Here is a 16,759-nt window from a genome sequence, read left to right as displayed (position 1 = left end):
CATTGTCACGGCAGTCTTTGTTGAAAGGAAAGGGTCTAAAAATAAAACGCCCCCAAAAGGGGCGCTTTTTCTGCTATATAATAAAATTGCTTTTTTTATTTTATAGGACCTATTTCCATGAAAGTGTTGTTACAACAGGGAAGTGGTCAGAAGGGAATTTACTCATGTAAGTATCTGTCAGAATACCGTATTTTTTTACCTGGAAAGGCTTTGTGATAAAAATATGATCAATACGGCCAGATGCCCTAAGACTTTTCCCCCAGCCGTTAAAGGAAGAGTTCGGCTCATATTTAAGTGGAGACAGTTCGTGTACATCGGTGACCACTTTACTATTGGCGAGCGTAAAATAGGCTTCGTCTTTTTCATCCACATTGAAATCACCGGTTAAGATCAAAGGAAGATCCTTTGCAAATTCTTTTGCTTTGGCCAAAATCAATTTCGCACTTTCCGTTCTCGCTGTACGTCCGATATGGTCAAAATGTGTGTTCATAAAAATAAAGCGCTTTTTATTGGCTTTATCTTCAAAAATCCCCCAGGTACAGATTCGAGGTAAGGCTGCATCCCAACCTTTATTCGGATGTTCGGTATCTGTCGCTGAAAGCCAGAACGTACCGCTTTTTATGGCTTTGAACCGATTGGTATTGTAATAAATTGCAGAGTGTTCACCCTCCTGTGCGCCGTCATCACGCCCCACACCGACATAGTCGAATCCCGGAAGCAACGTTTTTAGATCCTGAACCTGATCATGAAAGGCTTCCTGAACACCGAATAAATCAAAACCATGATACTTGATCAAATTCGTCAGGGGCACCTTGCGGTCGGTCCACATATTACCGCTATCTACGGTATTTCGTTGTCTGATGTTGTATGTGGCTGCAATAAAATCCTGTGCATAAGAAATATACGATAGGCATAATGCTGCAGCGAGTATAAAGATTTTTTTCATCTATATTAATTATTTATAAGTGTTAATCTCATCGGCATTCATGAGCTCGCTTTGCTCGGTTATTCAATCCCTAGTGTGATCGAATCAATCGTGATGTTTCATTGGAATAATTATTTTGCAATACCTGAGCTTATCGATGTATGGCTGCATGGTATTCCGATTTTGTCCGTTGTTTAATCCCGAAGTTCATTTATATTTCCCATCTTGGATCTCGTATCAATAAAGCCATAGGCTAAACTTGTTTATATTCGACTTGCAGGAAATAAAACGATCTTCAGTTTGTAATGTTGCTGATGATCTCGGGGATAACCTTTATTTTTTCAATACCTGAAGCAACAATTCGGGTTCATCCGTTGTGATAAAATCGATCTTTTTTCCAATTAGATTGCTCATTTCTTCTTCGGTATTGACGGTCCAGGCATTTACTTTCATACCTAATTGATGTGCGTCCTGTAACCAGCTCGCATTCTTTTTGAAGACCGAAAAATGGTAGTCTAGGCCATTGATTCCTGCAGCATTCACATCAGCAGGTGATTTATCTCCATTTAGGTATTGGATATTTGCTTTTGGAGCGAGCTCATGAATCTTTTGACAAGCCTCGAAACTGAATGCGATATAATCTGTTATTTTCTCTGCTTTCAGATTTTTTACCATTTCAACAGACTTTGTTGCAGCCTCAAGCGTTCGTTCTACACCGAGTTTGTTGGTTTTTAACTCCAGGATCAGACGTAAACCCTTTAACTTTTTTCCTGCTTTGATATATTCTTCCAATGTTGGAATGGATTCCCCATTCGGATGTTTTTTGGCGAGGAGCTCCGCATACGTTGCTGTTGCGATGTCGATACCATAAAAATCATTGTCATGATTGACGACAAGGACGTTGTCTTTCGTAAGGTGGACATCAAACTCAGATCCAAAAAGTTTAAGTTCATGTGCGGCTTTTAAAGAGGCAATGGAATTTTGAGGAAGATGACTGTTTTTCCATACCCCACGATGTGCAATTGCTTTGGTCTGTGCAAATAATGTTGTCGATGAAATGACCATAGCCAACGTCAGACAGCTAAAAATGTGTTTTTTCATATGTGTTAGTTTGAATGCTGATTTTTACAGCATAAAAAAGTGGTACTTTTTATCCTGATTCACAAGATCTAAAATACCACTTTTATATTTAGTTATTGTTAACTGTAATTTATTTTTTACCATTCCATTCTGCCATGAACTCATCCAGGAATTCGAGCATATATCGGTGGCGGTGTTCAGCAATTCTTTTTGCGGCCTGTGTATTCATCTTATCTTTCAACAAGAGTAGTTTTTCGTAGAAGTGATTAACTGTCGGAGCTTCAGAATGTTTGTAAGCTTCCTTGTCTTTATATTCCTGTACGGGGATGTTGGGGTTGTACATTTCCCGGCCTTTATTTCCGCCAAAACTAAATGCACGTGCGATACCGATCGCTCCAATGGCGTCCAAACGGTCGGCATCCTGTACAATTTCCATTTCTTTGGAATGGAAAGAGACCTCACCCAAACTTGCTTTGAAAGACATGTTAAAGATGATCTTTTTGACATGGTCGATAATTTCCGGAGAAATTTCCAGACTTGCCAAAAACTCTCCGGCAACGCGAGGGCCAATTGTTTCGTCACCGTCATGGAATTTGCTGTCAGCGATGTCATGCAGGAGTGCGGCTAATTCGCAGACCATGACATCAGCTTCTTCATCTTCTAAAATTAACTTCGTATTGTTCCATACGCGTTGAATATGCGACCAATCATGGCCTGCTTCCGCAAATTTCAAACGATCTTGCACAAATGCGACTGTGCGTTCAATAATGTTATTCATACAATACTTTTGTTTTTTCGCGAGTACCCTCGTATAATTCGTATTCTAATAATCTACAATCTAATTTACCGTTATAAAATTCTATACGTCTGGACGCACGGAGACCAATTTTCTTTGCTAGATCCGGATTACCTGTAAATATATAGCCTCTATAACCTTTGCACTCCTGTTTCATAAAATCACCCATGCGTTTATAAGTAATTTCCAACTTGGTATGCGTACCTAAACGTTCACCGTATTCTGGATTGAATAAGATGACACCACCTTCTTTAGGAACGTGTGTTTCGGCAAAATCGCATACTTCAAATGAAATTAATTGTTCTACACCTGCCGTGCGGGCATTCATTTTGGAAACGTTGATCGCTTCTTCGGAGATATCCGAAGCAATAATTTGAGGAGCCGCTTTTTTATTGATCTGATCTTTTAACAAGCGACGTTCCTGAAAGAAAACAGTTTCATCATAACCGATGAAATGCATGAACGAGTAATTCATGCGCAGGAGTCCCGGTTTTCTATTGGTAGCGATCAATGCCGCTTCAATGGCCAGTGTCCCGGATCCACACATCGGATTGACAAAAGCGGATACGCCATCCCATTTCGATGCAATAATTGTTGATGCCGCCAGGGCCTCCAGCATGGGAGCTTTTCCCGGAATCTTGCGGTAACCATGTTTGGCAAGTGTCTCGCCTGAGGTATCAAGGAAAATTTCAGCACGGTCATCCTTCCAATAGAGGTGAATGACAGCTTTGTTGTTTTCCGGACCAGAATTCGGGCGCATGCCTTTTTTATCTTTAATACGATCTACAATCGCATCCTTCACTTTCACATTTGCAAATAGAGGCGTACTGATTGTTTCATTGTCCACATTGGAGCTTACCGAGAAGTAGCCATCGAATTGGATCAGTTCTTCCCAGGCAATCGCGCTGAGCTCTTCGTAAAGCTCCGTAGGATTGTTGGCCGAAAACTCCTTTAACGAATATAAAATCTGCGAAGCGGTACGCAAGTTCAGATTGAGCTTGATCGTATCATTTACACTGACTTTCAATTCGACTCCAGTAGGAAATGCTCTGACGATGTCAAAACCTAACTCTTTAACTTCCTGTTGCAAATACGGCGATAAGCGTTTATTGCACGTAATGATAACTTTATTGGGGGTGTTGAAAACTTCCATCATATTTTGTACAAAGTTAATTAAACTCTTCCTCAAAAATTGCTTAATTTTACGCTTTAATATTTATTTTTTTGATTATGGAAATTAGAGGAAAAGTACACGAGATAGGAGCGACACAACAAGTGACAGAATCATTCAAAAAACGTGATATGATTGTAGCTTATGCTGAAAACCCACAATTTGTTGAGTATATCCGTTTTGAATCAACACAAGACAGAACTTCAATTTTTGATAACCTGGCTATTGGCGAAGAGGTAGAGGTATCTTTTAATCTTCGTGGCCGTCCTTGGACAAATAAAGATGGCGTGACGACATATTTCAATTCACTGGTTGCATGGCGAGTAACAAAATTAGGAAATGCTGCACCGGCACCATCTTCTCCGGGTTACGCGGATATGCCCGCTCCTGTAGATTTGTCTGGCTCATCAGATGATGATGATTTACCGTTCTAGTCTAAATAAGACATGCAATAATTCCTGTAGGCACATCACGCTATAAATATAGCATGTTTATGGCATGGATTGTCGTACAGTATATGATATAAATAGGGCTGTCCAACGATGGGCGGTCCTTTTTATTTCACTTTGTCAGGGTATGCTACCATCTCGGGACAACCATGGATATCCGGGCAACCATACCATTCCTATCCGCTTTGTTTTTACTTTTTGGACACCGCTTCATTATTTTAACGGCGATGCATTTTTTAGATTTGGATAAACATTTCTTGGCGCCGAAATTGCTTGTTATCCGGTGTATTTAACTCAAAATAGCAGAAATATGAAATCATCCGTATTATTTATTTGCCTCGCAGCACTTTGTTTGAGCGCCTGCAATCAGACAAAAAAGGAAAATCAACACGTGGTAGCACCAGATTCATCCGATCATATAACGATGACAGCGGATACGACCCATACCTCTCAGAATTCTTTGGATTGGCCGGGCAAGTACGAAGCAACTATTCCTTGTGCTGATTGTGAAGGTATCAAAACAAACATTACCTTAAAGAATGACAACACTTTTTCGATTGTAAGTGAATATATCAATAAGAACAGCAAAGTTGAAGATTCAGGTAAAGTCATGTGGCATGACAATGGTTCGGTTGTACATCTGACCGGCAAAGAAACCAACATGAAGTTAAAGGTGGGTGAAAATAAATTGATCGGGCTGGATCAGGATGGGAAGGAGATCGACGGTCCCAATGCACACCTGTATGTCTATAATAAAGTCGAAGGTGAAAAATAAGCACCGGACCAAATTGAACTAACCGCTGACATATTTCCCAAATGGGATCTTTCGCAGGCAATAAGTCAGCAGGGCACTTGAGAGCAGCGTGAGTATTGCTGCTACCGGAATTTTCCATAGCGTGGCTAAGGGAATGAGCGGATGTATATAGTTCAAGAGTAGGATATGGCTTAAATAAATGCCAAAACTATGGATGTCGATAAATTCCCAGAACGCACGTAACCTTTCTGGGAGTTTTAGACATTGAACAAATACAAATAAAAAGCCTGCACTTAATGCAATATTCGGCGACAGATAATTGTATAGCGTGGGGTCAAATTCTCCCTTTTCAATACTTAAACAATAGGTACCCCAACCTGTAATCAGACAGCAGCCTATAAAGAACAGCATGCCCAACCATTTCAGCTGCCCGAGCTGATGGTTGTAAAGGTAATAACCCAGGACAAGATACCCCGTGTAGCCGTAAAAGAACATGAGGTCAAAGTTTGGTAGGTAGGCATTAAACCATTTATTGCTGAAAAATAATGCAGCAAACCAGAGGCATAAAAAAATCTCAATCTCTCTTTTTGAACAATTCCGGATCATTTTTCGTAGAAAAGGAATGGCCAGATAAAGCCCGATCAGCATGTATAGGTACCATAGGTGTGCATTGCTTCCTGATTTTAAGCGAATTAACACAATGTTAATAACTTGTGGAAAACCCACATATTCGAAATCGATGTACCGGATAAAATAATAGATCAGGTAGACAATGGTCCAAAAGATAAATGGTGGAATAATTTTAAACAGGCGCTTTTTATAGCATGTACTTGTATCTTCATCTCTCTGCAAAAGCAATGCGCCGGAGATGATGACAAAGAGGGGGACGGCAAAACGGGAGAAGCTGTTGATCCAATTGGCATAATTCCAATCGAAAGAATTGAAATCATTGCTGTTTAAATAGCCCGAAGAAGAGTGGATCAGGATAATCAAAAAGATCGCAATGATACGCAATACACTGATGTAACTACTTCGGGCCATTTGAATTTTTTTTAACTGTTAACTTTTATTGTCGTAAACCTTGAGATAAAGCAAAGTCAGTAGAGCGCCAATACTTGCCATACCTACACCCACTAGCGAAGGGGTATTGTAAGCCAGTCCTAGTGTAATGGGAATTCCCCCTAAAAATGCACCGAGTGTATTGCCGAGATTAAATGCTGCTTGTCCGCCTGCTGCAGCCAATGTTGCAGCTTCTTTGGAGGCCCGAATTAACATCAGTTGTGTCGGCGAGCCGATAGTGAAGGATACCAAACCTGTAATAAAGGCCAGTGGATAGGCTGTCCAGCCCAGCGGTGAGATAAAATACACCATCACGAGGCACAGTGCCATAGCGGAAAAACTTGCGATTGCAGCTTTTGTTGGCGAAATGGTATCGGCTAGTTTCCCGCCGATCAGATTGCCAAAAAACATACCAACTCCAATCAATATCATAATCAGTGGCACACGGTCAGCTGGAACTCCGGAAACCTTGGTTGCCAAAGGAGCAATATAGCTGATCCAGGCAAATAATCCACCGGTACCGATTGCGATAATCGCCATGAGCAACCAGGCGATTTTTTTGTTGAAAAAATTCAGCTGATTGAAGATATTATTTCCTTTAGAAGCCTCAATTTTCGGCATCCAGGCATATATTGCCGCGAAAGTAATCAGGCCCAGTATACTGATAATGCCATAAGTCAGGCGCCAGGAATAGTGATGACCAAGATAGGTACCCAAAGGTACCCCCGCCAGATTGGCGATTGTCATACCTGTAAACATGATTGAGATGGCCTGGGCTTCTTTTCCTTTTGGAGCGAGTTTTGCGGCCACAACAGACCCAACACCAAAAAATGCACCATGTGGGAGTCCAGCCATAAAACGCGAGAGACTGATCAGAAACTGTCCCGGCGCTATACTGAATAAGCCATTGAAAATAAAAAAGAGGAGCATTAAAAAGAGTAAGACCTTTTTGGGAGGATATTTACCCGTAAATAAGACCAATGTCGGGGCGCCCACAACCACGCCTAGCGCATATAGGGCAATAAGGTGGGCCGCAGTAGGGATTTCGATCTGCAAATCCTTAGCAATATCGGGCAAGATTCCCATCATCGTGAATTCCGTCATTCCGATGGCAAGTCCTCCAAAAGCTAAGGCAATTATTCCTTTGTTCATATGGATGGTTGGAAGTTGATAGGCAAAAGTAAAAATAAAAAACCGGTTATTACATGTTGATTTTTCTATCGATGTAATAGTCCCTTGAGACGAGTCGATCAAGATAAGGTAGAAGTAGGCCTGCCAAAGGCTTGCATAGAGAACAAAGTCTAAATCCTAATGTCTCAATACTAATATCTCTTCTTAGGTATACAGGTGATATCTTTGGTCTTTCTGAGCACAATAGGACGTTGGTCAAACCGGCTTTCCAGTACCACAGAATCAGCAGAATGATAGACTACTTTAAAACGAGGGATATATTGCCCCGAAAGATAGCAACCTGAAATCTTCTGCTTGCCATTTTCTTTGGTATAAATACCGTCTACAATAATCGAGTCACCGCGCAGGACATAAATCCCTTTGGCGTGTTCCGTCCAAGCACCATTTTTATAACAGCTATCCGGGATCGTTTGTACCTTATTGTTTACGTGCATTGTCGCGTAAACGGAATCACAGGTAAATTTAAACTCGGCCAATGTATATTGCAGCATCTGACCTTGCCCCGGAATACTGTCCTGTATCCACTCGCCCTGTAAAAACGAAGCCCCTTCACCCTGCATATCCGAATTGAATTTGCACGCAGTAAAAAAGAAAAACATACCTATGGCAAGAGCCAATAGGTATGTTTTTGATGATATATTTTTTATTGAAATTATTGCCACAGCTTATTTTAAACTTCCAACCATTTCTTCAGGTTTCACCCAAGCGTCAAAATCTTCTGGAGTCACATACCCCAAGCGTACTGCCTCTTCTTTAAGGGTAGTACCGTTTTTATGCGCTGTTTGTGCAATTTCAGCCGCTTTGTAATAACCAATTTTCGTGTTTAATGCAGTTACCAACATCAATGAGTTGTCAACCAATTCCTTGATGCGTTTGTAGTTAGGCTCGATACCTGCAGCACAGTGCTCTTCAAAAGAAACGCAGGCGTCACCCAATAAACGTGCAGACTGTAAGAAGTTTGCTGCCATTAATGGTTTGAACACGTTCAATTCATAATGTCCCTGTGTACCGCCAATGGTGATGGCAACATCGTTACCCATTACTTGTGCAGCCACCATTGTTAAGGCTTCACATTGTGTAGGGTTCACCTTGCCCGGCATGATAGATGATCCCGGTTCATTCTCTGGAATAAGGATCTCACCGATACCTGAGCGTGGGCCTGAAGCCAACATCCGGATATCATTTGCAATTTTATTCAATGAAACGGCCAATTGTTTCAATGCACCATGTGTTTCGACAATAGCGTCATGTGCGGCCAAAGCTTCAAATTTGTTTTCAGCAGTGACAAATGGAAGACCTGTAAATTCAGCGATGTATTTCGCAACAACCACATCATAACCATTTGGTGTGTTTAAGCCAGTACCTACCGCAGTACCACCTAATGCCAATTCGGATAAGTGGGAAAGTGTATTTCTTAAAGCTTTTAAACCATGGTTTAATTGCGCTACATAACCAGAAATCTCCTGACCCAATGTCAATGGCGTCGCATCCATTAAGTGTGTACGACCAATTTTAACCACATTTTTGAACTCTTCAGCTTTTTTGGCCAATGTATCACGCAGTTTTTCCACACCCGGTATAGTTACTTCGGCAACAGCTTTATAAGCCGCAATATGCATTCCGGTAGGAAAAGTATCATTTGATGACTGTGATTTATTGACGTCATCATTTGCTTTCAATACAGGTTCTCCTTCACCAATCTTATATCCAGCTAATACTTGAGCACGGTTTGCCACAACTTCGTTTACATTCATGTTGGATTGTGTGCCCGAACCAGTTTGCCAGATCACCAATGGGAATTGGTCGTCTAGTTTACCTGCAAGGATCTCATCACATACAGCTGCAATGGCGTCACGTTTTTCAACAGGTAAAACACCCAATTCGTGGTTTGCATAGGCCGCTGCTTTTTTCAGGTAAGCAAAGCCTGCAACGATCTCATGTGGCATAGAAGCTGCCGGTCCGATTTTGAAGTTGTTGCGTGAACGTTCCGTTTGTGCACCCCAGTATTTATCTGCAGGTACCTGAACTTCACCCATCGTATCTTTTTCAATTCTGAATGACATATTGTTTTGTATAAGTAAAACGTAAAAATTAATCGGTATGCGTGCATGGCACACAACACATCGATCACAAAGTTAACGGATAATACAGTAAAAAGTAAAAATTAAAAGGTAAAAATCAAAAATAGAAACAATTAGTAAGCCATCGACTTGTAAAACCAAAATCTAAATACGCATTACCAAATACTAAATACTCAAAAACCAAGGCGTTTTGTCAGGGATTCATTCACATGATGAAATACTTGCTTTGGTTTTAATGTACGCCAGGATAGTTCATTGAGTACTCCTCCAAAATTGATGTAATAGTCGATATTCTGCTGTTGAAACTCTTGGACGACATGATCACGGAAGCCCACACCCGCAATCCAGCCATCGTCAATATCCTGGAACCACTCCTCATAATACGAGTCATCTGAAGAATGGAAATTCAGCACATTCTCACCGACAAGAATAAAATATTTTATCCCCTGACTGATCATAACATCGATAAGTTCCCTTTTCAGTAACATAATGTCATTGTATATGGCATCATTCCACTCGCCGATCAATTCGATAATGCAATAGTATTTTTCATAATCGACAAATAATACCTTCAGATAGAGTGTGAGCGACCCGAATTCATCCCATTGGGGATGTAGCAAAAAGTTGTAAATCTGTTTGTCGAAATCGAATTCACTGTAGACAGTACCATAGAATGGTGATTGTTCGTCTTCTGCGGCGATGTAATAGTCACGCCAATTATAATAAGGTTCGATTTCGTGCATATTTTAAATTCCTTTCCAAGTCCAAACTAAGATAAATTTAAGCTTATTTGCAAGTTTCAAGCATGCTATTTCGTGTTTTCTGACAATGCAGACAGCACTAATTTTTAATGATGAACAGCCAACGACAATTTTTTGTTTTTAATGTAAAATTATGTGGCTGTATACGGGTAAAACCGAATAAACTTGTTACTTTTGGGGGTAATTTCATGAACACACAAACACAGTTTATCTGTTTATAAACACTGGATTTTTCCTATGCAAAAGAGTATTAAGCGAAATATTTTTGTAGCTGCTACATATGCTGCAGTATTGCTTCTCGGCTTGCTGTTGGGACAAAATTATGCCGAAGAACAGGGAAGTAACCAGAAAAGAACTTTTTCCAGTTTAAGTTCCAATGGCAATTCAGACAAATTACAATACCTGATCCAGCTAATCTCAGAGAACTACGTAGACAATATTAGTGTAGACACGGTACAAGATGAAGCGATTGAACATGTCGTTTCCCGCCTTGATCCTTTTTCCTCCTTTTTACGCCCCAATCAAGTCCTTGCCAAACAGGAAACCCTTGAAGGTTCCTTCGATGGGATAGGTGTAGAGTATTTTCGTTTGAAGGATACGCTACTTGTGGTGGGGATGGTCTCTGCTGGGCCTGCTGAAAAAAGTGGGATGCGGATTGGTGATCGTATTCTAAAAATTGGGAATAAAGATGTTGCCGGAAAAAAGGTGCCGGAAGCGGAAATCGAAAAATTGATCCGTGGAAAGAAGGGGACTGCCGTATTTATTTCGATTCAACGGGATGGACAGACGCTCGTTAATCCGCTGAAAGTCATTCGTGATCAGGTAAACGTTACCAGCTTGGATGCGTCTTATATGATCGCGCCTAAGACTGCCTATATCAAGATCCGTCGCTTTGGACATAAGACCGCAGATGAATTCAAGCAATCGCTGATTGATATGCGTAAAAGCGGTGCTCAGGACCTAATCTTGGACCTAAGGAATAACGGTGGCGGATTTGTGCATACGGCCATAGATTTAGCTGGACAGTTTTTCAAAGAAAAGAGGCTATTGATGTATACCGAAGGGGCCAATGAACAACGTCAGGACTATTACTCAGAGAAACCGGGTGAGTTTGGTGACGGACGTGTTGTCATATTGATCAACGAAAGCACAGCATCAGCGAGTGAGATTCTGAGTGGTGCCTTACAGGATTTGGATCGGGCCACTGTCGTCGGAAGACGATCCTATGGAAAAGGCCTTGTACAAGAACAGTTTGATTTCTCCGATGGGTCGGCGGTTAATCTGACTGTGGCGCGTTATTATACGCCGCTTGGCAGGTGTATTCAACGTAAATATAGCCGCGCTAATTTTGATGCCGCAAAATACATGACCGGATTTGATCTCTGGACATTGGATACGGAATTTCGTCAGAAGGAGATGTTTACAACCAGCAAAGGAAAATTGGTTTTTGGCGGTGGGGGGATTTTACCTGATGTGAATATCCCGATTGACACCAATGAAACAAGTGCTAAGTATCGCGAAATCTTTCATTCCAATGCAATTGAGGAATTTGTGTACGATCGTTTTACAAAACATCTGCCGGCATATTCTATCGAAAACTTTATCAGTGGTTACCATTTGCCGGCTACAGAATTTAATTTATTTATCGCCTTTCTGAATGCGCAAAAAAGGATTTCAGTTAACGCAAGTGAAGCAAAAAGTCTACATGATCTGATCCAGTCGGATATAGAAGCTTTGGTCGGACGATATTATTTTGGTAGGGAAGCCTATTACAAAATAAAAAATAGAAGGGATAAATTTATAGAAATAGGTCTTAAATCGCTAGGCTATCAGCTGCCTAAGGCTTAAGCCGTAGATCCGACCATACCGGATAATGATCAGATAGCTTTTGTTTGACGACCTGATAATTCATGACCTCAAATTTAGGGCTGGCAAAGATATAGTCAATCTGAAAAATCGGCAAAAGCGAATGATGTGTTACGCCCCATCCATTTCCTTTTTCTTTAAAGGCGTTATACATGCCGCCTCCAATCAAATTTACAGAATAACTCATCGGTGTATCGTTAAAATCACCAACAGCGATGTAAGGATATTGACAGTCATTCATGTGTTTTTTTAAGGAATGTGCCTGTTCACTGCGGAGCTCAAAGGCATTTTTTAATTTTCTGCTCAGTCGACGGGTTGCTGTATTGTCGTTCTCATTCTTGTTGGACAGGTTTTGGATAAACTCCTTGTCCTCATTCTGAAGAGCAAAAGAACGTAGATGGATATTGTAGATGCGGATTAGCGTATCCTGTTTTTTGATGTCCACATAACAGATTCGATTGATACCGTAATCATTGTCACGGATCGTCCCGGAATCATAGATGGGAAATCGGGACAAAACAGCCATGCCGTAGGCTTCATAGTCATTTTTGGAACTAGGCTCAAAGAAGAAATAGTCGTAACCCAGTTTGTCCTTGAATTCCTCCGAAAATACATGTTTTCCTTTGATTTTACTGATGTATTCCTGAAAGCAGATGACATCCGGTGAGATGCTATCAATGATACGCACGACGTCAGCCTTAAAGCTTTTTTTTTCATCATTGACCTTTTTGAACAGATGCGCATTGAAGGTCATGATGCGGAGCGTCCTTGTCTCGGGAGGCACTGGCAGATTTTCTTTGCGGATGTTCCAATGTTTGGTTAGAAATGGCCAGCCGATTAAAATTGCGAACAGCGAATAAAGCGCAATTTTTCGTTTGCGAAGCAGCCAGTAACAGATAAAACCAATATTAACGAGCAGAATGGGGAGATAACCTAACCCCAGAAATGCGATGGGCCAAAAAGATTTCGGATTGATGAAAGTCGCTGAATAACTCATGAGCAAAGCAATGATCGCAAGCATATTCGCCAGAAACATTGTTTTGCTTATAAATCCCAGTTTTCTTCTTAAAAAAGTCCTTCTATCCATCAACCTTGTCGCCACTATTGCTTGCTCGAAAGAGCGTTTCTTTTTCATGGTGTGTCAGACTTTCGTAACCAGATACTGAAATCTTATCCAAGATGGCATCAATTTCATCCTGATTGGGTAAGTCATAACGGTGTTTCCGATTTGTCGGTATATTATTGCCTACAACAACTTTCATTTTTGCAGGTCTTTTTTGTTTTTTCTGAAAAAGTGTAGACCAGTCCATTCCTGATCTGAGGGCATAGGTAAAAGCCATACCAAATAGTACAACCGCAAAATATGAGATCGCTGCAGGTCTATTGCCAAGGGTAAAAAATAAAAATTCCAGTGCAAAATAGACAATGGCTACTATTTTTAATTTAACCGTACCAAAAAGCAACAGCCGTAATTCGTAGTTTGGCACCAAGGTGACAATTGCCGCAAGGACAGCCGCCAACGGATGGGCTCCGCCCATTAAATGCAAGCTTGTGGGTGGCGGTATCAGCGTGCCAAAGCCAACATATAGGGAGCTGCTAAGGAGCCAAGATGCGATGTAAACAAAGAAAAATTGTCTGTTGTTTAAAAAGGTAAAGAATATCTGACCAACCCAATATAACCAAAGGCTGTCAAAAATCAAGGTTAAAAGCTGAACGTAGACAAAATTGGATGAGATGAGGGACCAGGGTTGTGCTAAGAAGCTCGAAAAATTGCTGGGTAAACTCAACTGTTGTACAATCGGCTGTAAAAAGCTTTGTGAGATAAGTTTCAGCTCAAAAAGAAGGTCCAGAAAATAGATGAGGACAAATAAACAAACCTGTATGCTGATCACAACCGGAATCGGCGAACCAGTCTTATACGTTTGTCTCCAAAAATCTTTTAAACCAATGTTATTCATGACACACGCTATTAATAGATTCCCTTTCTAACCTTCCAAAATTTGAGCAGCAAATAACCGAACAATGCCCCGCCGACGTGAGCCAGATGGGCTACTGAATCTCCCGGTCTGGACAAGCTCATATAGATTTCGATCAAGATAAAGCCACCGATCATATATTTTGCTTTAACTGGTACAGGAATAAACAAAAATTGAAGCGGTATGTTTGGAAAAAGGTAAGCAAAAGCCAATAGGACGCCATAGATCGCTCCAGAGGCTCCTAGCATAGGTATGACATATGATAATGCTTCGTTACTGCCTGTATTTGCCAGGGAAATGATTTCATTTCCGCTCATGCCGTGCAATGGAGCGAAAGAACCCGTAGCATGATACAGTTGTATACCATTCACCGCTGTATAGAGAAACCAGGCGCCAATTCCCGAGATCATATAGAAATTTAAGAAGCGTTTCGGACCGAGCACTTGTTCAATCATAGGACCAAACATGACAAGGGAGAACATATTGAAGAAAATATGTGTAATGTTGTTTTTGTCATGCATAAACATATGTGTGATCACCTGCCATATTTTGAAATAAGGCGAATCCGGATAATATACGGCAAGATAATCATATGCTATAGGTACAAGTTGCGATCCAATATAAAATATAATATTGACGATCAGTAAATTCTTGATAACGGGTGTCAATTGTTGAAACATATAGTTTTATCTTCTAGTTTTTACCAAATTTTTCTGCCAATTCCTGTAAGGTAAATGTTACGATCACGGGGTTGCCATAGATGGAGATATTCGGTGATTGGCAGGCAAAGAGCTTATCAACCAGCTCGGCCATGGCCGTGTTATCAAGCTGTGTGCCCGGTTTGATCGCTGCATTACGGGCAAGACTTTTCGCCAGATTCTCCCTTTTTGACAGCTTGTACTCGGATTGATTATTCTTATAATCTTCCAATATCTTTTCAATCATTTTTATCTCATCAAAACCTGTTCCCAAGTCTGCTGGAATTCCGTCAATAATATAGGAATTTTTTCCAAATTCACGAATCTGAAATCCCAAACCATTGATGTCGTCCAATAAATCTTTCATCAATTCATTATCCGAAGGATTGAGGTCTATCGTCTGCGGGAATAGACTTTGCTGACTTAGGCCCTTATGCTGATCGAGTTGTGCCAGAAACTGCTCAAATAAAATGCGTTCGTGCGCAGCCTGTTGATCAATAAGGATAAATCCAGAATGAATCTGTGAAACAATATACTTGTTGTGCAGCTGAAAAAACAATTTGGAGGAAGTTTTATCTTCCATCTGGATAGCCTGTGGGCGATCCGTCTCCTGGTCTGCATCCGTATGCAGGGGGAGCTGTACAGACTCTTCCTTTTCCACGATTTCGTATAATGAATCCCAATTGCTTGGTATTCCCCCGGTTTTTTTGGCAAAGCCTTCGGCATAGCTATCCGATCTGGAATAGGATGATTTGGATTTGTCCGTATCAAAAGGGTTGAAGTCCGGATTGAAGGTGACTGTCGGAATAATAATCTCATCCAATGATTTCTTTGTGATCAGATTAGTGAAGCTGGTCTCTTGTTCGAAATCCAAAGAAGGCATGATATTATAGCGCCCCAATGATCTTTTCACTGCTGAGCGGATGATCGCATAGATCGCTTTATCATCCTCGTATTTGATTTCAGTCTTTGTTGGATGTACATTGATATCAATACGGGCGGGATCTATATCAATAAACAGTACATAAAACGGGAAGGTCTCCGCTTGCATGATATCCTCGTACGCATTCATCACTGCATGGTGCAGGTAAGGATCGCGAACAAAGCGTTTATTGACAAAGAAAAACTGTTCACCACGTGTTTTCTTCGCAAATTCAGGTTTACCGACAAAGCCTTCTACCTTAATAATGGAAGTGTCCTCTTCTACAGGGACAAGGCGTTGGTTGTAATTGTTTCCGAAGATATGGACAATCCGTTGTTTCAGTGTTTCGGCAGGTAAGTGATAGATTTCATTCCCATCACTATGCAGGGAAAGGAAAATCTGCGGATTGGACAAAGCTATACGTTGAAATTCGTCAATGATATGACGCATTTCAACGGAGTTACTCTTTAAGAAGTTCCTGCGGGCAGGAATGTTGTAAAAGAGATTTTTAACTAAAATATTTGTTCCAGCAGCGACAGCTTCTGGATATTGGTTGATAACTTTTGATCCTTCTATTTCGACGACAGTACCAAGTTCATCTTCGATACGACGTGTTTTTAGTTCGACTTGTGCGATCGCGGCGATGGAAGCCATTGCTTCTCCACGGAAGCCCATGGTACGGATAGCAAATAAATCTTCCGCTTTGCGGATCTTTGAGGTTGCATGACGTTCAAAGCAAAGACGGGCATCCGTTACGCTCATTCCACAACCATTGTCAATGACTTGGATCAACGACTTGCCTGCATCTTTAACAATAAGTTTTATTTTGTCAGCTCCAGCATCAATGGCATTCTCAATCAATTCTTTTATGGCAGACGCTGGTCGCTGCACCACTTCTCCCGCCGCAATCTGATTGGCAACATTATCTGGAAGTAATTGAATAATATCCGACATATAATACAAAGTTACGAAAAACCTTTATGAAATCTGCTGCTTAGCTCGTGTACCAAATGCAATGAGGAACAGGCTC

The 16,759-nt window shown here is 41.0% G+C and carries 16 protein-coding genes; 3 read left to right on the top strand and 13 right to left on the bottom strand.

Annotation, left to right across the window (positions count from 1 at the left end; translation table 11 throughout):
• Nucleotides 1-109: 109 nt before the first annotated feature.
• From G6053_RS28210 to G6053_RS28195, 4 genes are all read right to left on the bottom strand, one after another.
• The gene (locus tag G6053_RS28210) at nucleotides 110-946 is read right to left on the bottom strand and encodes an endonuclease/exonuclease/phosphatase family protein (protein WP_108634823.1); all 837 of its coding nucleotides are present in this window, start codon (nucleotides 944-946) and stop codon (nucleotides 110-112) included.
• Between the two features lie 312 nt (nucleotides 947-1,258).
• Entirely contained in the window at nucleotides 1,259-2,026 is a 768-nt protein-coding gene (locus tag G6053_RS28205) for a glycerophosphodiester phosphodiesterase family protein (RefSeq protein WP_241254874.1), read from the bottom strand.
• A gap of 109 nt (nucleotides 2,027-2,135) precedes the next feature.
• A complete protein-coding gene (locus G6053_RS28200; protein WP_108634824.1) occupies nucleotides 2,136-2,783 on the bottom strand; it encodes an HD domain-containing protein in 648 nt (215 codons plus the stop codon).
• Entirely contained in the window at nucleotides 2,776-3,954 is a 1,179-nt protein-coding gene (locus G6053_RS28195; RefSeq protein ID WP_108635112.1) for an RNA methyltransferase, read from the bottom strand. The genes G6053_RS28200 and G6053_RS28195 overlap by 8 nt, the downstream gene beginning before the upstream one ends.
• Nucleotides 3,955-4,031: 77 nt before the next feature.
• Here G6053_RS28195 and G6053_RS28190 point away from each other — a divergent pair, with 77 nt between their 5' ends.
• Nucleotides 4,032-4,406, top strand: coding sequence for a DUF3127 domain-containing protein (locus G6053_RS28190; protein ID WP_077437102.1), 375 nt, complete (start codon nucleotides 4,032-4,034; stop codon nucleotides 4,404-4,406).
• Nucleotides 4,407-4,731: 325 nt separating this feature from the next.
• On the top strand, nucleotides 4,732-5,196 hold the full coding sequence (locus G6053_RS28185) for a copper resistance protein NlpE (RefSeq protein WP_108634825.1): 465 nt from the start codon (nucleotides 4,732-4,734) through the stop codon (nucleotides 5,194-5,196).
• Nucleotides 5,197-5,214: 18 nt separating this feature from the next.
• Here the strand turns inward: G6053_RS28185 and G6053_RS28180 are convergent, their stop codons facing one another.
• From G6053_RS28180 to G6053_RS28160, 5 genes are all read right to left on the bottom strand, one after another.
• The gene (locus G6053_RS28180; protein WP_108634826.1) at nucleotides 5,215-6,216 is read right to left on the bottom strand and encodes an acyltransferase family protein; all 1,002 of its coding nucleotides are present in this window, start codon (nucleotides 6,214-6,216) and stop codon (nucleotides 5,215-5,217) included.
• Nucleotides 6,217-6,234: 18 nt separating this feature from the next.
• Nucleotides 6,235-7,386: an MFS transporter gene (locus G6053_RS28175; RefSeq protein WP_108634827.1), complete on the bottom strand. Its 1,152-nt coding sequence runs from the start codon at nucleotides 7,384-7,386 to the stop codon at nucleotides 6,235-6,237.
• A 170-nt stretch (nucleotides 7,387-7,556) separates the two neighbouring features.
• A complete protein-coding gene (locus G6053_RS28170; RefSeq protein WP_241254873.1) occupies nucleotides 7,557-8,087 on the bottom strand; it encodes a fumarate hydratase in 531 nt (176 codons plus the stop codon).
• A gap of 3 nt (nucleotides 8,088-8,090) precedes the next feature.
• Nucleotides 8,091-9,488 (bottom strand): class II fumarate hydratase, encoded by a 1,398-nt coding sequence (gene fumC / locus G6053_RS28165; protein ID WP_108634828.1) that lies wholly within the window; start codon nucleotides 9,486-9,488, stop codon nucleotides 8,091-8,093.
• Between the two features lie 191 nt (nucleotides 9,489-9,679).
• On the bottom strand, nucleotides 9,680-10,249 hold the full coding sequence (locus G6053_RS28160; protein ID WP_108634829.1) for a hypothetical protein: 570 nt from the start codon (nucleotides 10,247-10,249) through the stop codon (nucleotides 9,680-9,682).
• Between the two features lie 255 nt (nucleotides 10,250-10,504).
• Between G6053_RS28160 and G6053_RS28155 the strand changes: the two genes are divergently transcribed.
• On the top strand, nucleotides 10,505-12,115 hold the full coding sequence (locus G6053_RS28155; protein WP_108634830.1) for a S41 family peptidase: 1,611 nt from the start codon (nucleotides 10,505-10,507) through the stop codon (nucleotides 12,113-12,115).
• On the opposite strand, the gene G6053_RS28150 is transcribed toward G6053_RS28155, so the two are convergent.
• Genes G6053_RS28150 through mutL form a run of 4 tightly spaced genes read right to left on the bottom strand, consistent with a single transcriptional unit; the run spans nucleotide 12,105 to nucleotide 16,683 of the window.
• Nucleotides 12,105-13,268, bottom strand: coding sequence for an endonuclease/exonuclease/phosphatase family protein (locus tag G6053_RS28150; protein WP_241254872.1), 1,164 nt, complete (start codon nucleotides 13,266-13,268; stop codon nucleotides 12,105-12,107). The two genes, G6053_RS28155 and G6053_RS28150, sit on opposite strands and share 11 nt — an antisense overlap.
• A complete protein-coding gene (locus tag G6053_RS28145; protein WP_108634832.1) occupies nucleotides 13,213-14,091 on the bottom strand; it encodes a rhomboid family intramembrane serine protease in 879 nt (292 codons plus the stop codon). The genes G6053_RS28150 and G6053_RS28145 overlap by 56 nt, the downstream gene beginning before the upstream one ends.
• Nucleotides 14,092-14,102: 11 nt before the next feature.
• A complete protein-coding gene (locus G6053_RS28140; protein WP_108634833.1) occupies nucleotides 14,103-14,789 on the bottom strand; it encodes a rhomboid family intramembrane serine protease in 687 nt (228 codons plus the stop codon).
• 13 nt (nucleotides 14,790-14,802) lie between these two features.
• On the bottom strand, nucleotides 14,803-16,683 hold the full coding sequence (gene mutL / locus G6053_RS28135; RefSeq protein WP_108634834.1) for a DNA mismatch repair endonuclease MutL: 1,881 nt from the start codon (nucleotides 16,681-16,683) through the stop codon (nucleotides 14,803-14,805).
• Nucleotides 16,684-16,759 lie beyond the last annotated feature (76 nt).

Origin of the sequence: Sphingobacterium sp. DR205 (genome assembly GCF_011064245.1) — a bacterium.
Lineage (GTDB): Bacteria > Bacteroidota > Bacteroidia > Sphingobacteriales > Sphingobacteriaceae > Sphingobacterium > Sphingobacterium athyrii.
Note: the sequence above shows the minus strand (reverse complement) of the source record. Positions and strands in the feature narration are given on the sequence as shown.